This is a genomic window from Streptomyces sp. NPDC057253 (genome assembly GCF_042669125.1).
GTDB lineage: Bacteria > Actinomycetota > Actinomycetes > Streptomycetales > Streptomycetaceae > Streptomyces.
On record NZ_JBHUXV010000007.1, the window covers coordinates 145553 to 159743 of the forward strand.

15 protein-coding genes are annotated in these 14191 nt (G+C 70.5%); 5 read left to right on the forward strand and 10 right to left on the reverse strand.

Annotation, left to right across the window (positions count from 1 at the left end; genetic code table 11):
• Positions 1-64: 64 nt before the first annotated feature.
• The 4 genes from ACFULQ_RS05980 to ACFULQ_RS05995 form a co-directional block, all read right to left on the reverse strand.
• Positions 65-1231: an alginate lyase family protein gene (locus ACFULQ_RS05980; protein ID WP_383538725.1), complete on the reverse strand. Its 1167-nt coding sequence runs from the start codon at positions 1229-1231 to the stop codon at positions 65-67.
• 165 nt (positions 1232-1396) lie between these two features.
• Positions 1397-2155, reverse strand: a complete 759-nt coding sequence (locus tag ACFULQ_RS05985) for a DUF3710 domain-containing protein (protein ID WP_330263949.1) — start codon at positions 2153-2155, stop codon at positions 1397-1399.
• A gap of 1 nt (position 2156) precedes the next feature.
• Positions 2157-2708: a dUTP diphosphatase gene (gene dut, locus ACFULQ_RS05990; RefSeq protein WP_383538727.1), complete on the reverse strand. Its 552-nt coding sequence runs from the start codon at positions 2706-2708 to the stop codon at positions 2157-2159.
• Complete coding sequence (locus ACFULQ_RS05995; RefSeq protein ID WP_383538729.1) at positions 2705-3289, reverse strand: PaaI family thioesterase; 585 nt, start codon at positions 3287-3289, stop codon at positions 2705-2707. The genes dut and ACFULQ_RS05995 overlap by 4 nt, the downstream gene beginning before the upstream one ends.
• A 57-nt stretch (positions 3290-3346) precedes the next feature.
• Between ACFULQ_RS05995 and ACFULQ_RS06000 the strand changes: the two genes are divergently transcribed.
• Positions 3347-3811, forward strand: a complete 465-nt coding sequence (locus ACFULQ_RS06000; protein ID WP_383538731.1) for a DUF3093 domain-containing protein — start codon at positions 3347-3349, stop codon at positions 3809-3811.
• Positions 3812-3884: 73 nt separating this feature from the next.
• Here the strand turns inward: ACFULQ_RS06000 and ACFULQ_RS06005 are convergent, their stop codons facing one another.
• The 4 genes from ACFULQ_RS06005 to ACFULQ_RS06020 all read right to left on the reverse strand — a co-directional run bounded on the left by ACFULQ_RS06005 (position 3885) and on the right by ACFULQ_RS06020 (position 7395).
• Complete coding sequence (locus ACFULQ_RS06005; RefSeq protein ID WP_383538734.1) at positions 3885-4781, reverse strand: hypothetical protein; 897 nt, start codon at positions 4779-4781, stop codon at positions 3885-3887.
• A gap of 13 nt (positions 4782-4794) precedes the next feature.
• On the reverse strand, positions 4795-5091 hold the full coding sequence (locus tag ACFULQ_RS06010; protein WP_005481602.1) for a DUF4193 domain-containing protein: 297 nt from the start codon (positions 5089-5091) through the stop codon (positions 4795-4797).
• Between the two features lie 405 nt (positions 5092-5496).
• A complete protein-coding gene (locus tag ACFULQ_RS06015; protein ID WP_383538736.1) occupies positions 5497-6735 on the reverse strand; it encodes a sensor histidine kinase in 1239 nt (412 codons plus the stop codon).
• Positions 6736-6741: 6 nt separating this feature from the next.
• The gene (locus tag ACFULQ_RS06020) at positions 6742-7395 is read right to left on the reverse strand and encodes a response regulator transcription factor (RefSeq protein WP_007385219.1); all 654 of its coding nucleotides are present in this window, start codon (positions 7393-7395) and stop codon (positions 6742-6744) included.
• A gap of 415 nt (positions 7396-7810) precedes the next feature.
• On the opposite strand from ACFULQ_RS06020, the gene ACFULQ_RS06025 reads away from it, so the two are divergent.
• Positions 7811-7975, forward strand: coding sequence for a hypothetical protein (locus tag ACFULQ_RS06025; protein ID WP_330263955.1), 165 nt, complete (start codon positions 7811-7813; stop codon positions 7973-7975).
• 133 nt (positions 7976-8108) lie between these two features.
• Here the strand turns inward: ACFULQ_RS06025 and ACFULQ_RS06030 are convergent, their stop codons facing one another.
• Positions 8109-8924, reverse strand: coding sequence for an inositol monophosphatase family protein (locus tag ACFULQ_RS06030; protein WP_383538739.1), 816 nt, complete (start codon positions 8922-8924; stop codon positions 8109-8111).
• Positions 8925-8932: 8 nt separating this feature from the next.
• Positions 8933-10060, reverse strand: coding sequence for a ferrochelatase (locus ACFULQ_RS06035; protein WP_383538741.1), 1128 nt, complete (start codon positions 10058-10060; stop codon positions 8933-8935).
• 186 nt (positions 10061-10246) lie between these two features.
• Between ACFULQ_RS06035 and ACFULQ_RS06040 the strand changes: the two genes are divergently transcribed.
• The 3 genes from ACFULQ_RS06040 to sepH all read left to right on the forward strand — a co-directional run.
• Complete coding sequence (locus tag ACFULQ_RS06040; protein WP_383538744.1) at positions 10247-11485, forward strand: MFS transporter; 1239 nt, start codon at positions 10247-10249, stop codon at positions 11483-11485.
• Positions 11445-12764, forward strand: coding sequence for a D-arabinono-1,4-lactone oxidase (locus ACFULQ_RS06045; protein WP_383538747.1), 1320 nt, complete (start codon positions 11445-11447; stop codon positions 12762-12764). Before ACFULQ_RS06040 ends, ACFULQ_RS06045 begins: the two co-directional genes overlap by 41 nt.
• Positions 12765-13173: 409 nt before the next feature.
• A partial coding sequence (gene sepH, locus ACFULQ_RS06050) for a septation protein SepH (RefSeq protein WP_383538749.1) occupies positions 13174-14191 on the forward strand: 1018 nt, incomplete at its 3' end.

Below are 14191 nucleotides of genomic sequence, written 5' to 3' on the forward strand. Positions count from 1 at the left end.
AACCCCTGAACTCCCGTGAAACCGGGCGCCAGTATCACCGTACGGCGCCCGGCCTTCAACGCCTTCAGCTCGGGTTCTCCCCATGCGTGAGCGTCTCCCACGCCACGAAGAGATTGTTGCTGCCCGCCGGACGGTTCCGCTCGGTCAGCGTCTGCGTGTTGGTCATGCCCATGCCAAGCCGATGGTGCAGGGCGTTGTAGCCGACCTCGGTGACCGGCCCGAGCCCGAGCTTCAGCGACCCTCCGCAGAGCCAGCTGGGCACGGCCGTCCCGAGTTCGTACTTGGCCTGGAACCCCAGCGCCTGCCGCAGCCGCTCGCCCACATCGGTGCCGTACAGATCCTGCCCCTGGATGCGACTGGTCTCGGCGACGTGCGAGATCGCGGAGACGCCGTACCCGGTGTGCGTGAAGTCCCGGCAGGTCTCCTGGGTGAGCCCGGTGACGAAGGTCGACTGCCCCTGCCAGTAATTGACGATCTTCTCCCGGGTGTTGAGGTTCTGGCTCGGCACGGTCTTCGGCAGCGCGCCGTCGGACTCCAGATACACATAGGCGGCGGTACGGGTCCGGAACTTCCCCATCGCCTTGTCGTACGACGCCTTGTCCTCCAGGAAGACGGAGATGCCGACGGCGGCCTCCATCATCGACAGCTCCCAGTTCCCGTTGGAGTTCGAGCCGTTGATGATCTCCGGCAGATAGACGGAGCGGAGCATGGTCGCGAAGCGCCCGGAGTTCGCCCAGCTCCCGGTGTACGTGTACTTGATGATCTCGGCCGCCCTGGGCCACGTCGAGCCGGCCCAGCCGGTCTGGAGGGGTGCGTTGCTGTTGGTGTGGTCCGTGATCACCGCCGACCAGGCGTCCATCAGCTGGATGGCCTTCTTGGCGTACCGGTCGTCCCGGGTGATGTACCAGGCGAGCGCGTCGGTGTACGCGGCGATCGCGTCCTCGCGCTCGTCGGTGCAGCCGTAGTTGGGGTTCGAGTACGACCCGCACTCGACGACCGCGCGCGGCTTCGGCGTGCGGTTCAGATCGGCGTACCTGCTCGCCAGCATCTGGTCGAAGGCGCCCTTCCAGGGCTGGGCGCCGGCGTTGACCTTGCCGCGGACGAAGTCCAACTGCCCCTGGGAGACGGTGACTCCGGGATGGACGAAGGTGGCGGGAGCGGCGTCGGCGGGCACCGCGAGAGCTCCGGCGGCCAGGGCCGCGACGGTGGCGAGAAGAGCGGTTCTGCGCATGCGTGGGGGGCCTTTCGTTCTCGTATATGAACGGAAAGCGCCTTTATGAACAGAGGCGTTGAGCGGAGACCGTAGGTACAGACCAATCGGCCGTCAAGGGTCCGCGCATGCGAAAGGGCCGCACCCCATGACGAGGTACGGCCCTCAGGCCTCGACGTTGCTCGTCTACCGGACCTCGGTGATCTCCGGTCCGCGCTGGAGCTGGCCCATCCCGCCGGAGAAGCGGGAGCCCTCCTCCTGCTGCTGGACGCCCTCGGGGACCATCTGGGCGTCGTTCGGCAGCTTGAGGACGATCGGGTCGCGGGGCGCCATCGGGCCCTCGCCGCGGACCACGACCGTGTCCCGGAAGATCTGCTCCAAGAGCCCGGCCGCCTGCGGCTGCACCGCGCCCTGGCCCGAGATCACACCGCGCAGGAACCAGCGGGGACCGTCCACGCCCACGAACCGCACGACCTGGAAGCCGCCCGTGCCGTCCGGCAGCTGCACCGGCACCTGGGCACGCAGCTCCCAGCCCAGCGGACCCTCGACCTCGTCGACGATGCCGCCCTGCTGGGTGATGCCGGAGCCGATCTCCTCGCGCACCTCGCCCCAGATGCCCTCGCGCTTGGGAGCGGCGAAGGCCTGCAGCTGGATGGCGCTGTCGCGCAGCACGACGGTGGCCGCGACGATCGCGTCGCCCGCGACCTCGACCCGCAGCTCCATGCCGTCGACACCCGGGACGAACAGACCGCCCAGGTCGACCCGGCCCTCGGCGGGGTCGCGGACCTCGGTGTCGTCCCAGGGCCCGTCGGGGCGCGGCTCCGGCTCCAGCCGTACGCGCTCGCGCTCTACGTCGTCCGCCTCAGTGTCGACACTGTCGACGACCTGCTCGGCCTCGCCGGCCGCGTCCTCGGCGGCACCCTTCTTCTTGCGACGTCCGAACACGTCACTGTCCTTCCCGGTCGGATACGACCGAAGCGTATCGATTCCCACCCGTATGACCGCCCATGGCGGCCGCATCGCCTGTATCGCCCCCGTCGCCCACGGCGGCGTGACCGCCGGTGGACCCGAAGCCCCCCTCGGCCCGCGCCGATGCGGGAAGCTCCGCGACCTCCTGGAAGCGGACCCTCTCGACCTGCTGGACGACGAGTTGGGCAATCCGGTCGAAGCGCTCGAACCGCACCGACTCGTGCGGGTCGAGATTCACCACGATCACCTTGATCTCCCCACGGTACCCGGCATCAACCGTCCCCGGGGCATTCACGAGAGCGACACCGCAGCGGGCGGCGAGGCCGGATCGGGGGTGCACGAAGGCCGCGTACCCCTCCGGCAGCGCCACAGACACCCCGGTGGGCAGCACGGCCCGCTCCCCCGGCTCGAGTTCACGGGCCTCGGTGGTCCGCAGATCGGCCCCGGCGTCACCAGGGTGCTCGTACGCCGGAAGCGGTACGTCGGGGTCGACGCGCCGGATGAGCACGTTCAGGGGGTCACGGCTCACGGGTTCACCTCGAAGGCACGGGCACGCCGGACCTGGTCCGGGTCGTCCATGGCGGCCCGGATCTCCTCCGGACGGCCGTTGTCGATGAAGTGGTCCACCTTGACCTCGATGAACAGGGCGTCCGCGCGGACCGCGACGGGCCCCTCGGGGCCGCCGATCCGGCCGGTGGCGCTCGAGTAGATCTTCCGCCCGGCCACCGCGGTCACCTCGGCCTCCAGGTACAGCACCGTGCCGACGGGCACCGGCCGCACGAAGTCGGTCTCCAGGCGGCCGGTCACGGCGATCGTGCGCAGCAGCCAGTTGAGCGAGCCCAGGGTCTCGTCGAGGGCGGTCGCGAGCACCCCGCCGTGCGCGAGCCCCGGAGCGCCCTGATGGGCGGGGCGCACGGTGAACTCGGCGGTGACCGAGACACCCTCGCCGGCCCGCGCCTCCAGGTGCAGCCCGTGGGGCTGCTCGCCGCCACAGCCGAAACACTGGCCGTAGTGCGCACCGAGCAGCTCACCGGGCGCGGGAGCGTCCGGGTGTCGCACAGGTTGCGCCGCGTCGGCGGGAGGCTTGAGAGCCGGGGAAGTACCACTCACAGGCGCAGACCTTACCCGCGCGTCGGGGGTATCAGGACACCGTGCCAAGCTTGTTTCATGCAGCCCTCCGCCGTCCCGTACGACGAACGCCTCACCGCCCCCCGCTCCTGGTGGCTGATCTCCCTCCTGGTCGGGGTCGCCTTCGCGCTGATCCTGCTCCCCTTCGGCACGCTCCCGCTGCTCGGCGGCCTGGTCGGCGGCACCGCCGCGGCGGCGGTCATGGCGAGCTCCTACGGCTCGCTGCGCATCCGTGTGGTGGGTGACTCGCTGATCGCGGGTGAGGCGAAGATCCCGGTGTCGGCGCTGGGCGAGGCGGAGGTCCTGGACCCGGAGGAGGCCCGGGCCTGGCGGACGTACAAGGCGGACACCCGCGCCTTCCTGCTGCTGCGGGCCTACATCCCGAGGGCGCTGAAGGTCGAGGTCACCGATCCGGCCGACCCGACGCCCTACCTGTACCTGTCGACCCGGGAGCCGGAGCGGCTGGCCGAGGCGCTGAATGCGGCCCGCACCGCCGCCGCCTAGGACATTCGTGCAGGGCTTCACCCAGCGGTGAAGCCCGCGTTCTCACCGGGGCGCCCGAAGTCTCACGGAAGTCTTACCCCTCCAGCTCCAGCGGGTTCGCCGGCGCCTCCAGGGCGGGCAGATCGGGCAGCGCGTCCCACGGCACCTGGATCCTGCGCAGGTCCTGGCGGATGCGCTCGGCGAGCTTCCTGGTGTCGCGGCGGTTCATGACCGCCCCCACGGCCGCGCCGACCATGAACGGCATCAGGTTCGGCAGATCACGGATCATCCGCTTCATGATCTGCTGCCGCAGCTGCTGCTTCATGGGGCCGCTCACGGCGGTGTTGAACGTCGACGGCTTCCTCACGTCGATCCCGCGCTCCCCGGACCAGGAGTTCAGATACGCGGTGCTGCGCTCCCTGAGGTTCCCGGGCGGCCGTACGCCGTAGACCTCGTGCAGTTCGGCGATCAGCTTCAGCTCGATCGCGGCCACGCCGGTGATCTCGGCGGCCAGTTCGGTCGGCATCGCCGGCGGCACGGGAAGCATCGCCGCCGCACCGACCCCCGCTCCGACCGTCGCGGTGGCGCTCGCGGCGCCTGTGACGAGCTTGTCGGCGAGTTCCTCGGGTCCCAGGCCGGGGAACTGGCGGCGGAGGGTCGCGAGGTCCCGTACGGGGACACGCGGGGCGTTCTCGATGATCCGGTCGGTGAGGTACGCCAGGCCCGCCCTGGCCCGGCTGCCGCCCTTGCGGACCCCTTCCCGGGCCTTGTCCCGGATCGCCGCCCCACGCCGTCTGGCGACGGGAGGAGGCGTCCTGGTCGTATCGGCCGGTACCGGGAGGTCGGCCCGGTCGGCCGCCGGTTCGAGCGAGGCTCCCGGATCGAAAGAGCCCCGCTCGTCTTCACGCGCGCGCTGAGGGCCGCCGGACGGCCCTTGGTCCGCCTTCCGCAGGGGAAAGCGGCGCTTCCGAGGAGGGGTCGAGCCAGTCATGCCCGACCCGCCCTCAGTCGCAGTCGCGGCAGATCGGCTGGCCGTTCTTCTCGCGGGCCAGCTGGCTGCGGTGGTGCACCAGGAAGCAGCTCATGCAGGTGAACTCGTCCTGCTGCTTGGGCAGCACCCGGACGGCCAGCTCCTCGTTGGAGAGGTCTGCTCCGGGAAGTTCCAGGCCTTCGGCGGCCTCGAACTCGTCGACGTCGACAGCGGACGTCGACTTGTCGTTGCGACGTGCCTTGAGCTCTTCAAGGCTGTCCGAGTCGACGTCGTCGTCGGTCTTGCGTGGGGTGTCGTAATCCGTTGCCATGTCGCTCTCCCCCTCTGGGTGTCTGCGGTGTCTCCAGCGCACGTAACGCGTGAGAGGCCGGACTTGTGCCCGACCCGAGGCGGAGATTTTGCCTCACATCAAGGTCTGTTACTCAATCGACACCCAACCGGACTCCTCTTGAGTGATCGGGTTGGATGGCGATCGGGACCGTACACGGTCCGAATCCCGCACTTCAAAGGCGTCTCACCGTGTACTTCCCGTGATCAGGACCCCTGAAAACCCGGATTTTCCCGGCTTTCCGACAGGGTGCATGATCACTGAGAGTAGATGGCCGGAAAATCTCCCTTGTGATCGATCACACACGGAACAGTCCGTCGGGTGCCCAGAAAATTCCGCGCAAAGCGAACATCTTTGTGTGTCGATCTCAGTGCGGGGGCCATGGTCTCAGACCGGCAGGGTCACTCGCATCACGAGCCCACCCCCTTCGCGCGGCTGAGCCGCGATGTGCCCGCCGTGCGCCCGCGCCACGGACCGCACGATGGACAGGCCGAGCCCGACGCCCTTGTCGCTGCCGGTGCGGTCGGCGCCGCGCAGCCGCTTGAAGGGCTCGAAGAGATCGTCCACCTCGTACGCCGGCACGACCGGGCCCGTGTTGGAGACCGTGAGCACCGCGTGGCCGTGCTGGACCTCCGTGGTGACCTCCACCCAGCCGTCCTCGGGCACGTTGTAGCGCACGGCGTTCTGCACGAGGTTCAGGGCGATGCGCTCCAGCAGGACGCCGTTGCCCTGCACGACCGCGGTCCTGCGCTCGCCGCGGATCGCCACGCCCTTGGCCTCGGCCTCGGCGTACACCTGGTCGACCGCCTGCTCGGCGACCTCGGCGAGGTCCACAGGCTTGCGCTCGACGATCTGGTTGTCGCTGCGGGCGAGCAGCAGCAGGCCCTCCACGAGCTGCTCGCTGCGCTCGTTGGTGGCCAGCAGCGTCCTGCCGAGCTGCTGGAGCTCCACCGGCGCACCGGGATCGGACAGGTGCACCTCCAGGAGCGTGCGGTTGATCGCCAGCGGTGTCCGCAGCTCGTGCGAGGCGTTGCCGACGAAGCGCTGCTGGGCCGTGAAGGCCCGCTCCAGGCGCTCCAGCATGTCGTCGAAGGTGTCGGCCAGTTCCTTGATCTCGTCGTCCGGGCCGTCCAGCTCGATACGGCGGGAGAGGTCCGAGCCCGCCACCGCGCGGGCGGTGCGCAGGATCCGGCCGAGCGGCGACAGGACGCGGCCCGCCATGGCGTAGCCGAAGGCGAAGGCGATGATCGCGAGGCCGAGCAGGGCCAGCAGGGAACGGCTGAGGAGGTCGTCGAGGGCGTGCTGGCGCTGGTCGTTGACACAGGCGTTGATGGCCTTGTTCATGACCTCGGGGGTGCCGCTCGAGGGCAGGTTGCGGCAGATGTCGCTGGTGACACTGCCTGAGTTGATCTCGAAGGGCAGTTTGCTGCCGACGTTCAGCGCCTGGGCGGCGACGAGGTAGATGATCGACAGCAGCAGGATGCCGGCGATCAGGAACATGCCGCCGTACAGCAGGGTGAGCCTTATCCGGATGGTCGGGCGCAGCCAGGGCAGCTGCGGGGCCGGCCGCCTGGGGTCCCAGGTGGGTTTCGGGGGTGCCTGGGGAGGAGCGGGAGTCGAGGCCACGGGATATCAGATCCGGTAACCCGAGCCGGGGACGGTGACGATCACCGGGGGCTCGCCGAGCTTGCGGCGAAGGGTCATGACGGTCACCCGCACGACGTTGGTGAAGGGGTCGGTGTTCTCGTCCCAGGCCTTCTCCAGGAGCTGCTCCGCGGAGACGACGGCGCCCTCGGAGCGCATCAGCACCTCCAGGACGGCGAACTCCTTCGGCGCGAGCTGGACCTCCTTGCCGTCGCGGAAGACCTCGCGGCGGTTGGGGTCGAGCTTGATCCCTGCGCGCTCCAGGACCGGCGGCAGCGGCACGCTGGTGCGCCGGCCGAGGGCACGCACGCGTGCCGTCAGCTCACTGAAGGCGAAGGGCTTCGGCAGATAGTCGTCGGCGCCGATCTCCAGGCCCTCGACACGGTCGCTGACGTCACCGGAGGCCGTGAGCATCAGCACGCGCGTGGGCATGCCGAGTTCGACGATCTTGCGGCAGACGTCGTCGCCGTGGACGAGGGGGAGGTCACGGTCGAGGACGACCACGTCGTAGTCGTTGACGCCGATGCGCTCCAGGGCGGCCGCACCGTCGTACACGACGTCGACGGCCATGGCCTCCCGGCGCAGTCCGGTGGCCACCGCATCGGCGAGCAGCTGCTCGTCCTCGACGACGAGTACGCGCACGTCGCTTGTCCTTCCTGTGTCCACCCGCGTAGCGCGCTTCGGGCACGCACGGGCAGGGAGTTCGGGTGAGTGTTGCTCTCCATCCTGCCCTTTTCGGCCATAAGTCGGCGGTAAGGCGGATGAGGGGCAGCTGAAAGACGGGTGTGAGAGCGGGAATGCGGGATTTTCTCGCGCGGTTGAGGTTTCCGTCGGAAGGAGCGGGGGGAGGACGGCTTTACACCCCGCGATCACGCTCTGCATGTGCCGTACCACCATGCGGCACGACGCGGTCCCGTTTGTCCAGAGCGGGCGTGGGTGTCCGGCACCGTCGCCGCCCGGCAGGGCAGCGCTGGGCACCCGCAAGAGACGTGATCGCCCCTTTCGACCGGCACACCCCCGTGCCACCGACCCACGACCCAGGACGAGGGGGCGCAGCATGGACGCATTCACCGCAGGACTTCTGCAGCGCATAAGGGCGACCGAGACCGACCTGACGCGGGCTCGCAACGAGGGCGACGACTTCCTCGTCGAGGTGGAGCAGGGCGAGCTCGACGACCTGCGCCGCCTCGCCGCCGAGCACGGTGTGGAGGTCGGCGCCTAGCGTCTGATCGGCTTCGCGGCACGACAGCGGACCCCCGGCGAATCCAGCGCCGGGGGTCCGCTCCGTCTGCGTGCGGCCGCGTTCACCTCTTGTTCGTACGGGGTCCGCCTGTGCGTTCTTTCGTACGGCGGCCTCAGTCGTGCCAGGCTCCGAAGTCCTCCAGGAGCCGCTGGAGGGGCTCGAAGACGCCCGGGGTGCCCGCGACCGTGAGGGCCGGGTTGGGGCGCTCTCCGGGGCGTCCGCCGGTCAGGGCGCCCGCCTCCCGGGCCACGAGGTCGCCCGCCCCGTAGTCCCAGGCGTTCAGGCCGCGCTCGTAGTAGCCGTCGAGGCGGCCCGCGGCCAGGTCGCACAGGTCGACCGCCGCCGATCCACCGCGGCGGATGTCGCGGAGCAGCGGGATCAGCTTCCCGGCCACCTCGGCCTGGTGGGTGCGGACCTCGCTGACGTAGTTGAAGCCCGTCGACACCAGGGCCTGCTCCAGGGGCGGCGCCGGACGGCAGGCCAGCCTGCGCTCGCCCTCCCAGGCACCGGTGGCCCAGGCGCCCCCGCCGCGGACCGCGTGGAAGGTCTCCCCGCGCATCGGCACCGCGACGACCCCGACGACGGTCTCGCCGTCCTGCTCGGCCGCGATGGAGACGGACCAGGTCGGCAGCCCGTAGAGGTAGTTGACGGTGCCGTCGAGCGGGTCGATCACCCAGCGGATCCCGCTGGTGCCCTCGGTGGAGGCGCCCTCCTCGCCGAGGAAGCCGTCGTCCGGGCGGTGCTCGGAGATCAGGTCGGTGATCAGCTTCTCCGCCGCGATGTCCATCTCGGTCACCACGTCGATGGGGCTGGACTTGGTCCTGGCGACCGCGAGGTCGGCCGGGCGGCCGTCCCGGAGCAGGGTGCCGGCGCGCCGGGCCGCCTCCTGGGCCAGCCGAAGCAGTTCCGCGTGCAGGGGGTCGGTCACGGCGCTCCTCACGCGTACGGGCTGTCGGCGCCCGCGGCGGCGGGCTTGAGGGCGCGGGCGGGGCAGCAGCCGACCGGGCAGAGGTTGTGGCTCGCCCCGAGGGCGCCCAGGGCGCAGGGGGTGACCTCCTGGCCGCGCTCGGCCGCGGCGCGCTCCAGGACCAGGTCGCGGATCGCGGCGGCGAACCGCGGGTCGGCACCGACGGTCGCCGAGCGGCGCATCGGCAGGCCCAGCTCCTCGGCCTTGGCCTTGGCCTCGGTGTCGAGGTCGTAGAGGACCTCCATGTGGTCGGAGACGAAGCCGATGGGCGCGACCACCACGGCCGGGACGCCGGCCGCGTGCCGCTCCTCCAGGTGGTCGCAGATGTCGGGCTCCAGCCACGGGATGTGCGGGGCGCCGGAGCGCGACTGGTAGACGAGCTGCCAGGGGTGGTCGACGCCGGTGCGCTCGCGGACCGCGTCGGCGATCAGCCGGGCGACCTCCAGGTGCTGGGCGACGTACGCGCCGCCCTCGCCGTGGCTCTCGGCCGGGCCGGAGGTGTCGGCGGACGCGGTCGGGATCGAGTGGGTCGAGAAGGCGATGTGGGCGCCGTCACGGACGTCCTCGGGGAGCTCGGCGAGGGACGCGATCACCCCGTCGACCATCGGCTCCACGAAGCCGGGGTGGTTGAAGTAGTGCCGCAGCTTGTCGATCGACGGCAGCTCCAGGCCCTCGGCCTCCAGGGCGGCCAGCGAGTCGGCGAGGTTCTCGCGGTACTGGCGGCAGCCCGAGTAGGAGGCGTAGGCGCTGGTGGCGAGGACCAGGATCCGGCGGTGGCCGTCGGCGACCATCTCGCGCAGGGTGTCGGTGAGGTAGGGCGCCCAGTTGCGGTTGCCCCAGTAGATCGGCAGGCCGAGGCCGTGGTCCGCGAAGTCCTTGCGGAGGGCGTCCAGCAGGGCGCGGTTCTGGTCGTTGATGGGGCTGACCCCGCCGAACAGGAAGTAGTGCTGCCCGACTTCCTTCAGGCGTTCCTTGGGGATGCCGCGCCCCCGCGTCACGTTCTCCAGGAACGGGACCACGTCGTCCGGGCCCTCGGGGCCTCCGAACGAGAGCAGGAGCAGGGCGTCGTAGGGGGTGGCGTCGAGCGCGTCTCGCATGGGTCGATCCTGTCATCCGGTACTGACAGCCGGGAAACGGCGGGGTGACCACCCGGGTTCCCGGGCCGTTCGGACGGGTGCGTTAGGGTCACCTCACTCGTAAGCTGTATGAGGCTCGTTCGCGCCTTACTCGTTCGTGCCGTACGGAAGCCCGAGTCCCCGCTCACCGTCCGACCGGAGCCCCTTGTGCCCAGCCCCTACCGCGCCCTGTTCGCCGCCCCCGGCTCCAAGGGCTTCTCCGCCGCGGGCTTCGTCGGCCGGATGCCGCTGTCGATGATGGGCATCGGCGTGGTGACGATGATCTCGCAGCTCACCGGCAGGTACGGGCTCGCGGGCACGCTGTCGGCCACCATCGCGCTGGCCGCCGCGGCGATCGGACCGCAGGTCTCGCGCCTGGTGGACCTGCACGGCCAGCGGCGGGTGCTGCGCCCGGCGACCCTGGTCGCGCTCGTGGCCGCCGCGGGGATGCTGCTGGCCGCGCACTTCGGCTGGCCGGACTGGGTGCTGTTCGTGTGCGCCGTCGGCATCGGCGCGGTGCCGAGCCTCGGCGCGATGATCCGCTCGCGGTGGGCGGCCCTGTACCGCGGCACCCCGCAGCTGCACACCGCGTACTCCTTCGAGTCCGTCGTCGACGAGGTCTGCTTCATCTTCGGACCGATCATCTCCATCGGGCTGTCCACGGCCTGGTTCCCGGAGGCGGGCCCGCTGCTCGCGGCCTGCTTCCTGGCGATCGGCGTCTTCTGGCTGACCGCGCAGCGCGCCACCGAGCCGGCGCCGCATCCGCGCACCGAGCACAGCGGCGGTTCGGCGCTGCGCTCGCGCGGTCTCCAGGTCCTGGTGGCCACCTTCGTGGCGACCGGCACGATCTTCGGGGCGGTGGACGTGGTCACCGTGGCCTTCGCCGACGAACAGGGTCACAAGGCGGCCGCGAGCGTGGTCCTCGCGCTCTACGCGGCGGGCTCGTGCGTCGCGGGCCTCGTCTTCGGGCTGTTGCGCTTCTCGGGAGCGCCCGAGCGACGCTGGCTCCTGGGCATATGCGCCATGGCCGTGAGTATGATCCCCCTCCTACTGGTCGGAAACTTGCCGTTTCTGGCCGTGGCGCTGTTCGTTGCGGGTCTGTCCATCGCTCCGACGATGATCACGACGATGTCCCTGATCGAGCAGCACGTACCACGCGCGCAACTGACCGAGGGCATGACCTGGATCAGTACCGGGCTGGCGGTCGGGGTGGCCCTCGGCTCCTCCATCGCCGGCTGGGTCATCGACGCGGCCGGTGCGCGGGCCGGGTACGGGGTTCCGGCGGTGTCCGGGGCCGTCGCGGTCGCGGTCGGTTTCCTGGGGTACCGCCGGCTCAGCAGGCCGGCTCCACGTCGGGGAGGAACCGTTGAGCACGGCAGCGAGCGGGAAGAACGGCACGTGGCGTAACTGGGGCGGCACGGTCGCCGCCCGTCCCGCGCGGGAGGTCACACCCGCCTCGGTCGACGAGCTGGCGGCTGCCGTACGGAAGGCCGCCGAGGACGGTCTGAAGGTGAAGGCCGTCGGCACCGGGCACTCCTTCACGTCGATCGCGGCAACCGACGGTGTATTGATCCGCCCTCAACTGTTGACCGGTATCCGCAACATCGACCGGGACGCCATGACCGTCACGGTGGAGGCCGGCACCCCGCTCAAGAGGCTCAACCTGGCTCTCGCGCGCGAGGGGCTGTCGCTCACCAACATGGGCGACATCATGGAGCAGACGGTCTCGGGGGCCACCAGTACCGGCACCCACGGCACGGGCCGGGAGTCGGCCTCGATAGCCGCCCAGATCAGGGGACTTGAGCTGGTCACGGCCGACGGGTCGGTGCTCAGCTGCTCCGAGAAGGAGAACCCGGAGGTCTTCGCGGCCGCGCGGATCGGCCTGGGCGCGCTCGGCATCGTCACCGCGATCACCTTCGCCGTCGAGCCGATCTTCCTGCTCACCGCCCGCGAGGAGCCGATGAGCTTCGAGAAGGTCGCCGGCACCTTCGACGAACTCTGGGCCGAGAACGAACACTTCGAGTTCTACTGGTTCCCGCACACCGACTCCACCAACACCAAGCGCAACAACCGCAGCGCGGGGCCCGAACAGCCGGTGCCGCAGCTCAAGGGCTGGATCGAGGACGAGTTCCTCTCCAACGGGGTCTTCCAGGTGGCGCAGTGGGTGGGCCGGGCGGCGCCGGGCACGATCCCCTCCATAGCCCGGATCTCCAGCAAGGCGCTGTCCGCGCGGACCTACACCGACATCCCGTACAAGGTCTTCACCTCGCCCCGCCGGGTGCGGTTCGTGGAGATGGAGTACGCCGTCCCGCGCGAGGCCGTGGTCGGGGCACTGCGGGAACTGAAGGCCATGGTCGAGCGCTCGGGCCTCAGGGTCAGTTTCCCCGTCGAGGTGCGCACCGCGCCCGCGGACGACATCACGCTGTCCACCGCGTCCGGCCGGGACAGCGCGTACATCGCCGTCCACATGGCCAAGGGGACGCCGTACCAGGCGTACTTCACGGCGGCGGAGCGGATCTTCACGGCGCACGAGGGGCGCCCGCACTGGGGCAAGGTGCACACGCGCGACGCCGAGTACTTCGACGGCGTCTACCCGCGCTTCGGCGAGTTCACCGCGCTGCGGGACCGGCTCGACCCCGAGCGCCGCTTCCAGAACGACTACTTGCGCAGGGTGTTGGGTCCGTAGCGCAGGCACCGGCCGTTCCGTTTCTGGATATTGCGTGAAGTGCGCCACGTCCAAGATCCCTGAACCGCTCAACGGGCGGCCGGACATCACTTCTTGAACGAAGTTGAGTGGCGTGCCAATCCACGCACGTGGCCCAAATGGAGTACTGTTGCGAGCCCTGGGTCCGGTCTCCCGCCTGGGCGTCCGTGGCCTTCAAGGGCGGCCGGAAGGGGGCCAGTTGCACAGGGTGACGGAGTTGGTCACTTAGCGTTGCGAATAGGTAACCGTGCCATAACGGCGATCCAGGGCCCGTGCCCGACACGCCGGGCAACTCGGCAAGGTTGTGGCAGGCTGCACCCGGGCAGGCCACACTCGACTAGCGGAAGCAGCGACGCACGTGACGTCGGCAGGCACCACCCGGGAGGTCCCCATGCCCGAACTGCGTGTCGTGGCCGTCTCCAATGACGGCACACGGCTGGTGCTGAAGGCTGCCGACTCAACGGAGTACACGCTTCCGATCGACGAGCGGCTGCGCGCTGCGGTGCGCGGCGACCGTCCCCGCCTCGGTCAGATCGAGATCGAGGTCGAAAGCCATCTCCGTCCCCGCGACATCCAGGCGCGTATACGCGCGGGTGCCACCGCGGAAGAGGTAGCCCAGCTCGCAGGCATCCCCGTAGACCGTGTACGGCGCTTCGAGGGCCCCGTGCTCGCCGAGCGCGCCTTCATGGCCGAACGAGCCCGCAAGACCCCGGTCCGCCGGCCCGGCGAGAACGCGGGCCCGCAGCTCGGCGAGGCCGTGCAGGAGCGGCTGTTGCTGCGCGGCGCCGAGAGGGACACCGTCCAGTGGGATTCCTGGCGCCGTGACGACGGCACCTGGGAGGTGCTGCTGGTCTACTGCGTCGCGGGCGAACCGCACTCGGCGAGCTGGACCTACGACCCGCCCAGGCGGCTCGTCCAGGCCGTCGACGAGGAGGCCCGCTCGCTGATCGGCGAGTCCGACGACCTCGCCGCGCCGGAGCCGAGCTTCCCGTTCGTGCCGCGGATCGCCCGGCTGCCGCGCGACCGGCCGCTGGACCGCGCCCTCGACCGGCCGAGCCTGCCCCCGGCCGAGCCCGTCGAGGAGGCCGTCGCCGAACGGGACTCGCTGACCAGCCTCTTGGAGGCGGTGCCGAGCTTCCGGGGCGACATGGTCGTACCGGAGCGGCCGTCCGAGACGGCGACCGTCGAGGAGCCCGACCCGGAGCCCGAGGCGGAGGAGCCCCCGGCTCCCGCGGCCTCGGCGGGGTCCGCCTACGCGGACGTCCTCATGCCGCGCTCGGTGGCCAGCCACCGCGACCGCCTCATCGGCGCGACCGACCGCCAGGCGGAGGCCGACGGCGTCCGCCCGGGCCGCAGAGCGGCGGTCCCGAGCTGGGACGAGATCGTGTTCGGCACTCTGCGCAAGAAGC

Excerpts from the sequence above, each read along its gene's own strand:
- ACFULQ_RS05980 (WP_383538725.1), bottom strand. The coding sequence starts at position 1,231 with ATGCGCAGAACCGCTCTTCTCGCCACCGTCGCGGCCCTGGCCGCCGGA.
- ACFULQ_RS06000 (WP_383538731.1), top strand. The coding sequence starts at position 3,347 with ATGCAGCCCTCCGCCGTCCCGTACGACGAACGCCTCACCGCCCCCCGC.
- ACFULQ_RS06005 (WP_383538734.1), bottom strand. The coding sequence starts at position 4,781 with ATGACTGGCTCGACCCCTCCTCGGAAGCGCCGCTTTCCCCTGCGGAAG.
- ACFULQ_RS06010 (WP_005481602.1), bottom strand. The coding sequence starts at position 5,091 with ATGGCAACGGATTACGACACCCCACGCAAGACCGACGACGACGTCGAC.
- ACFULQ_RS06025 (WP_330263955.1), top strand. The coding sequence starts at position 7,811 with ATGGACGCATTCACCGCAGGACTTCTGCAGCGCATAAGGGCGACCGAG.
- ACFULQ_RS06035 (WP_383538741.1), bottom strand. The coding sequence starts at position 10,060 with ATGCGAGACGCGCTCGACGCCACCCCCTACGACGCCCTGCTCCTGCTC.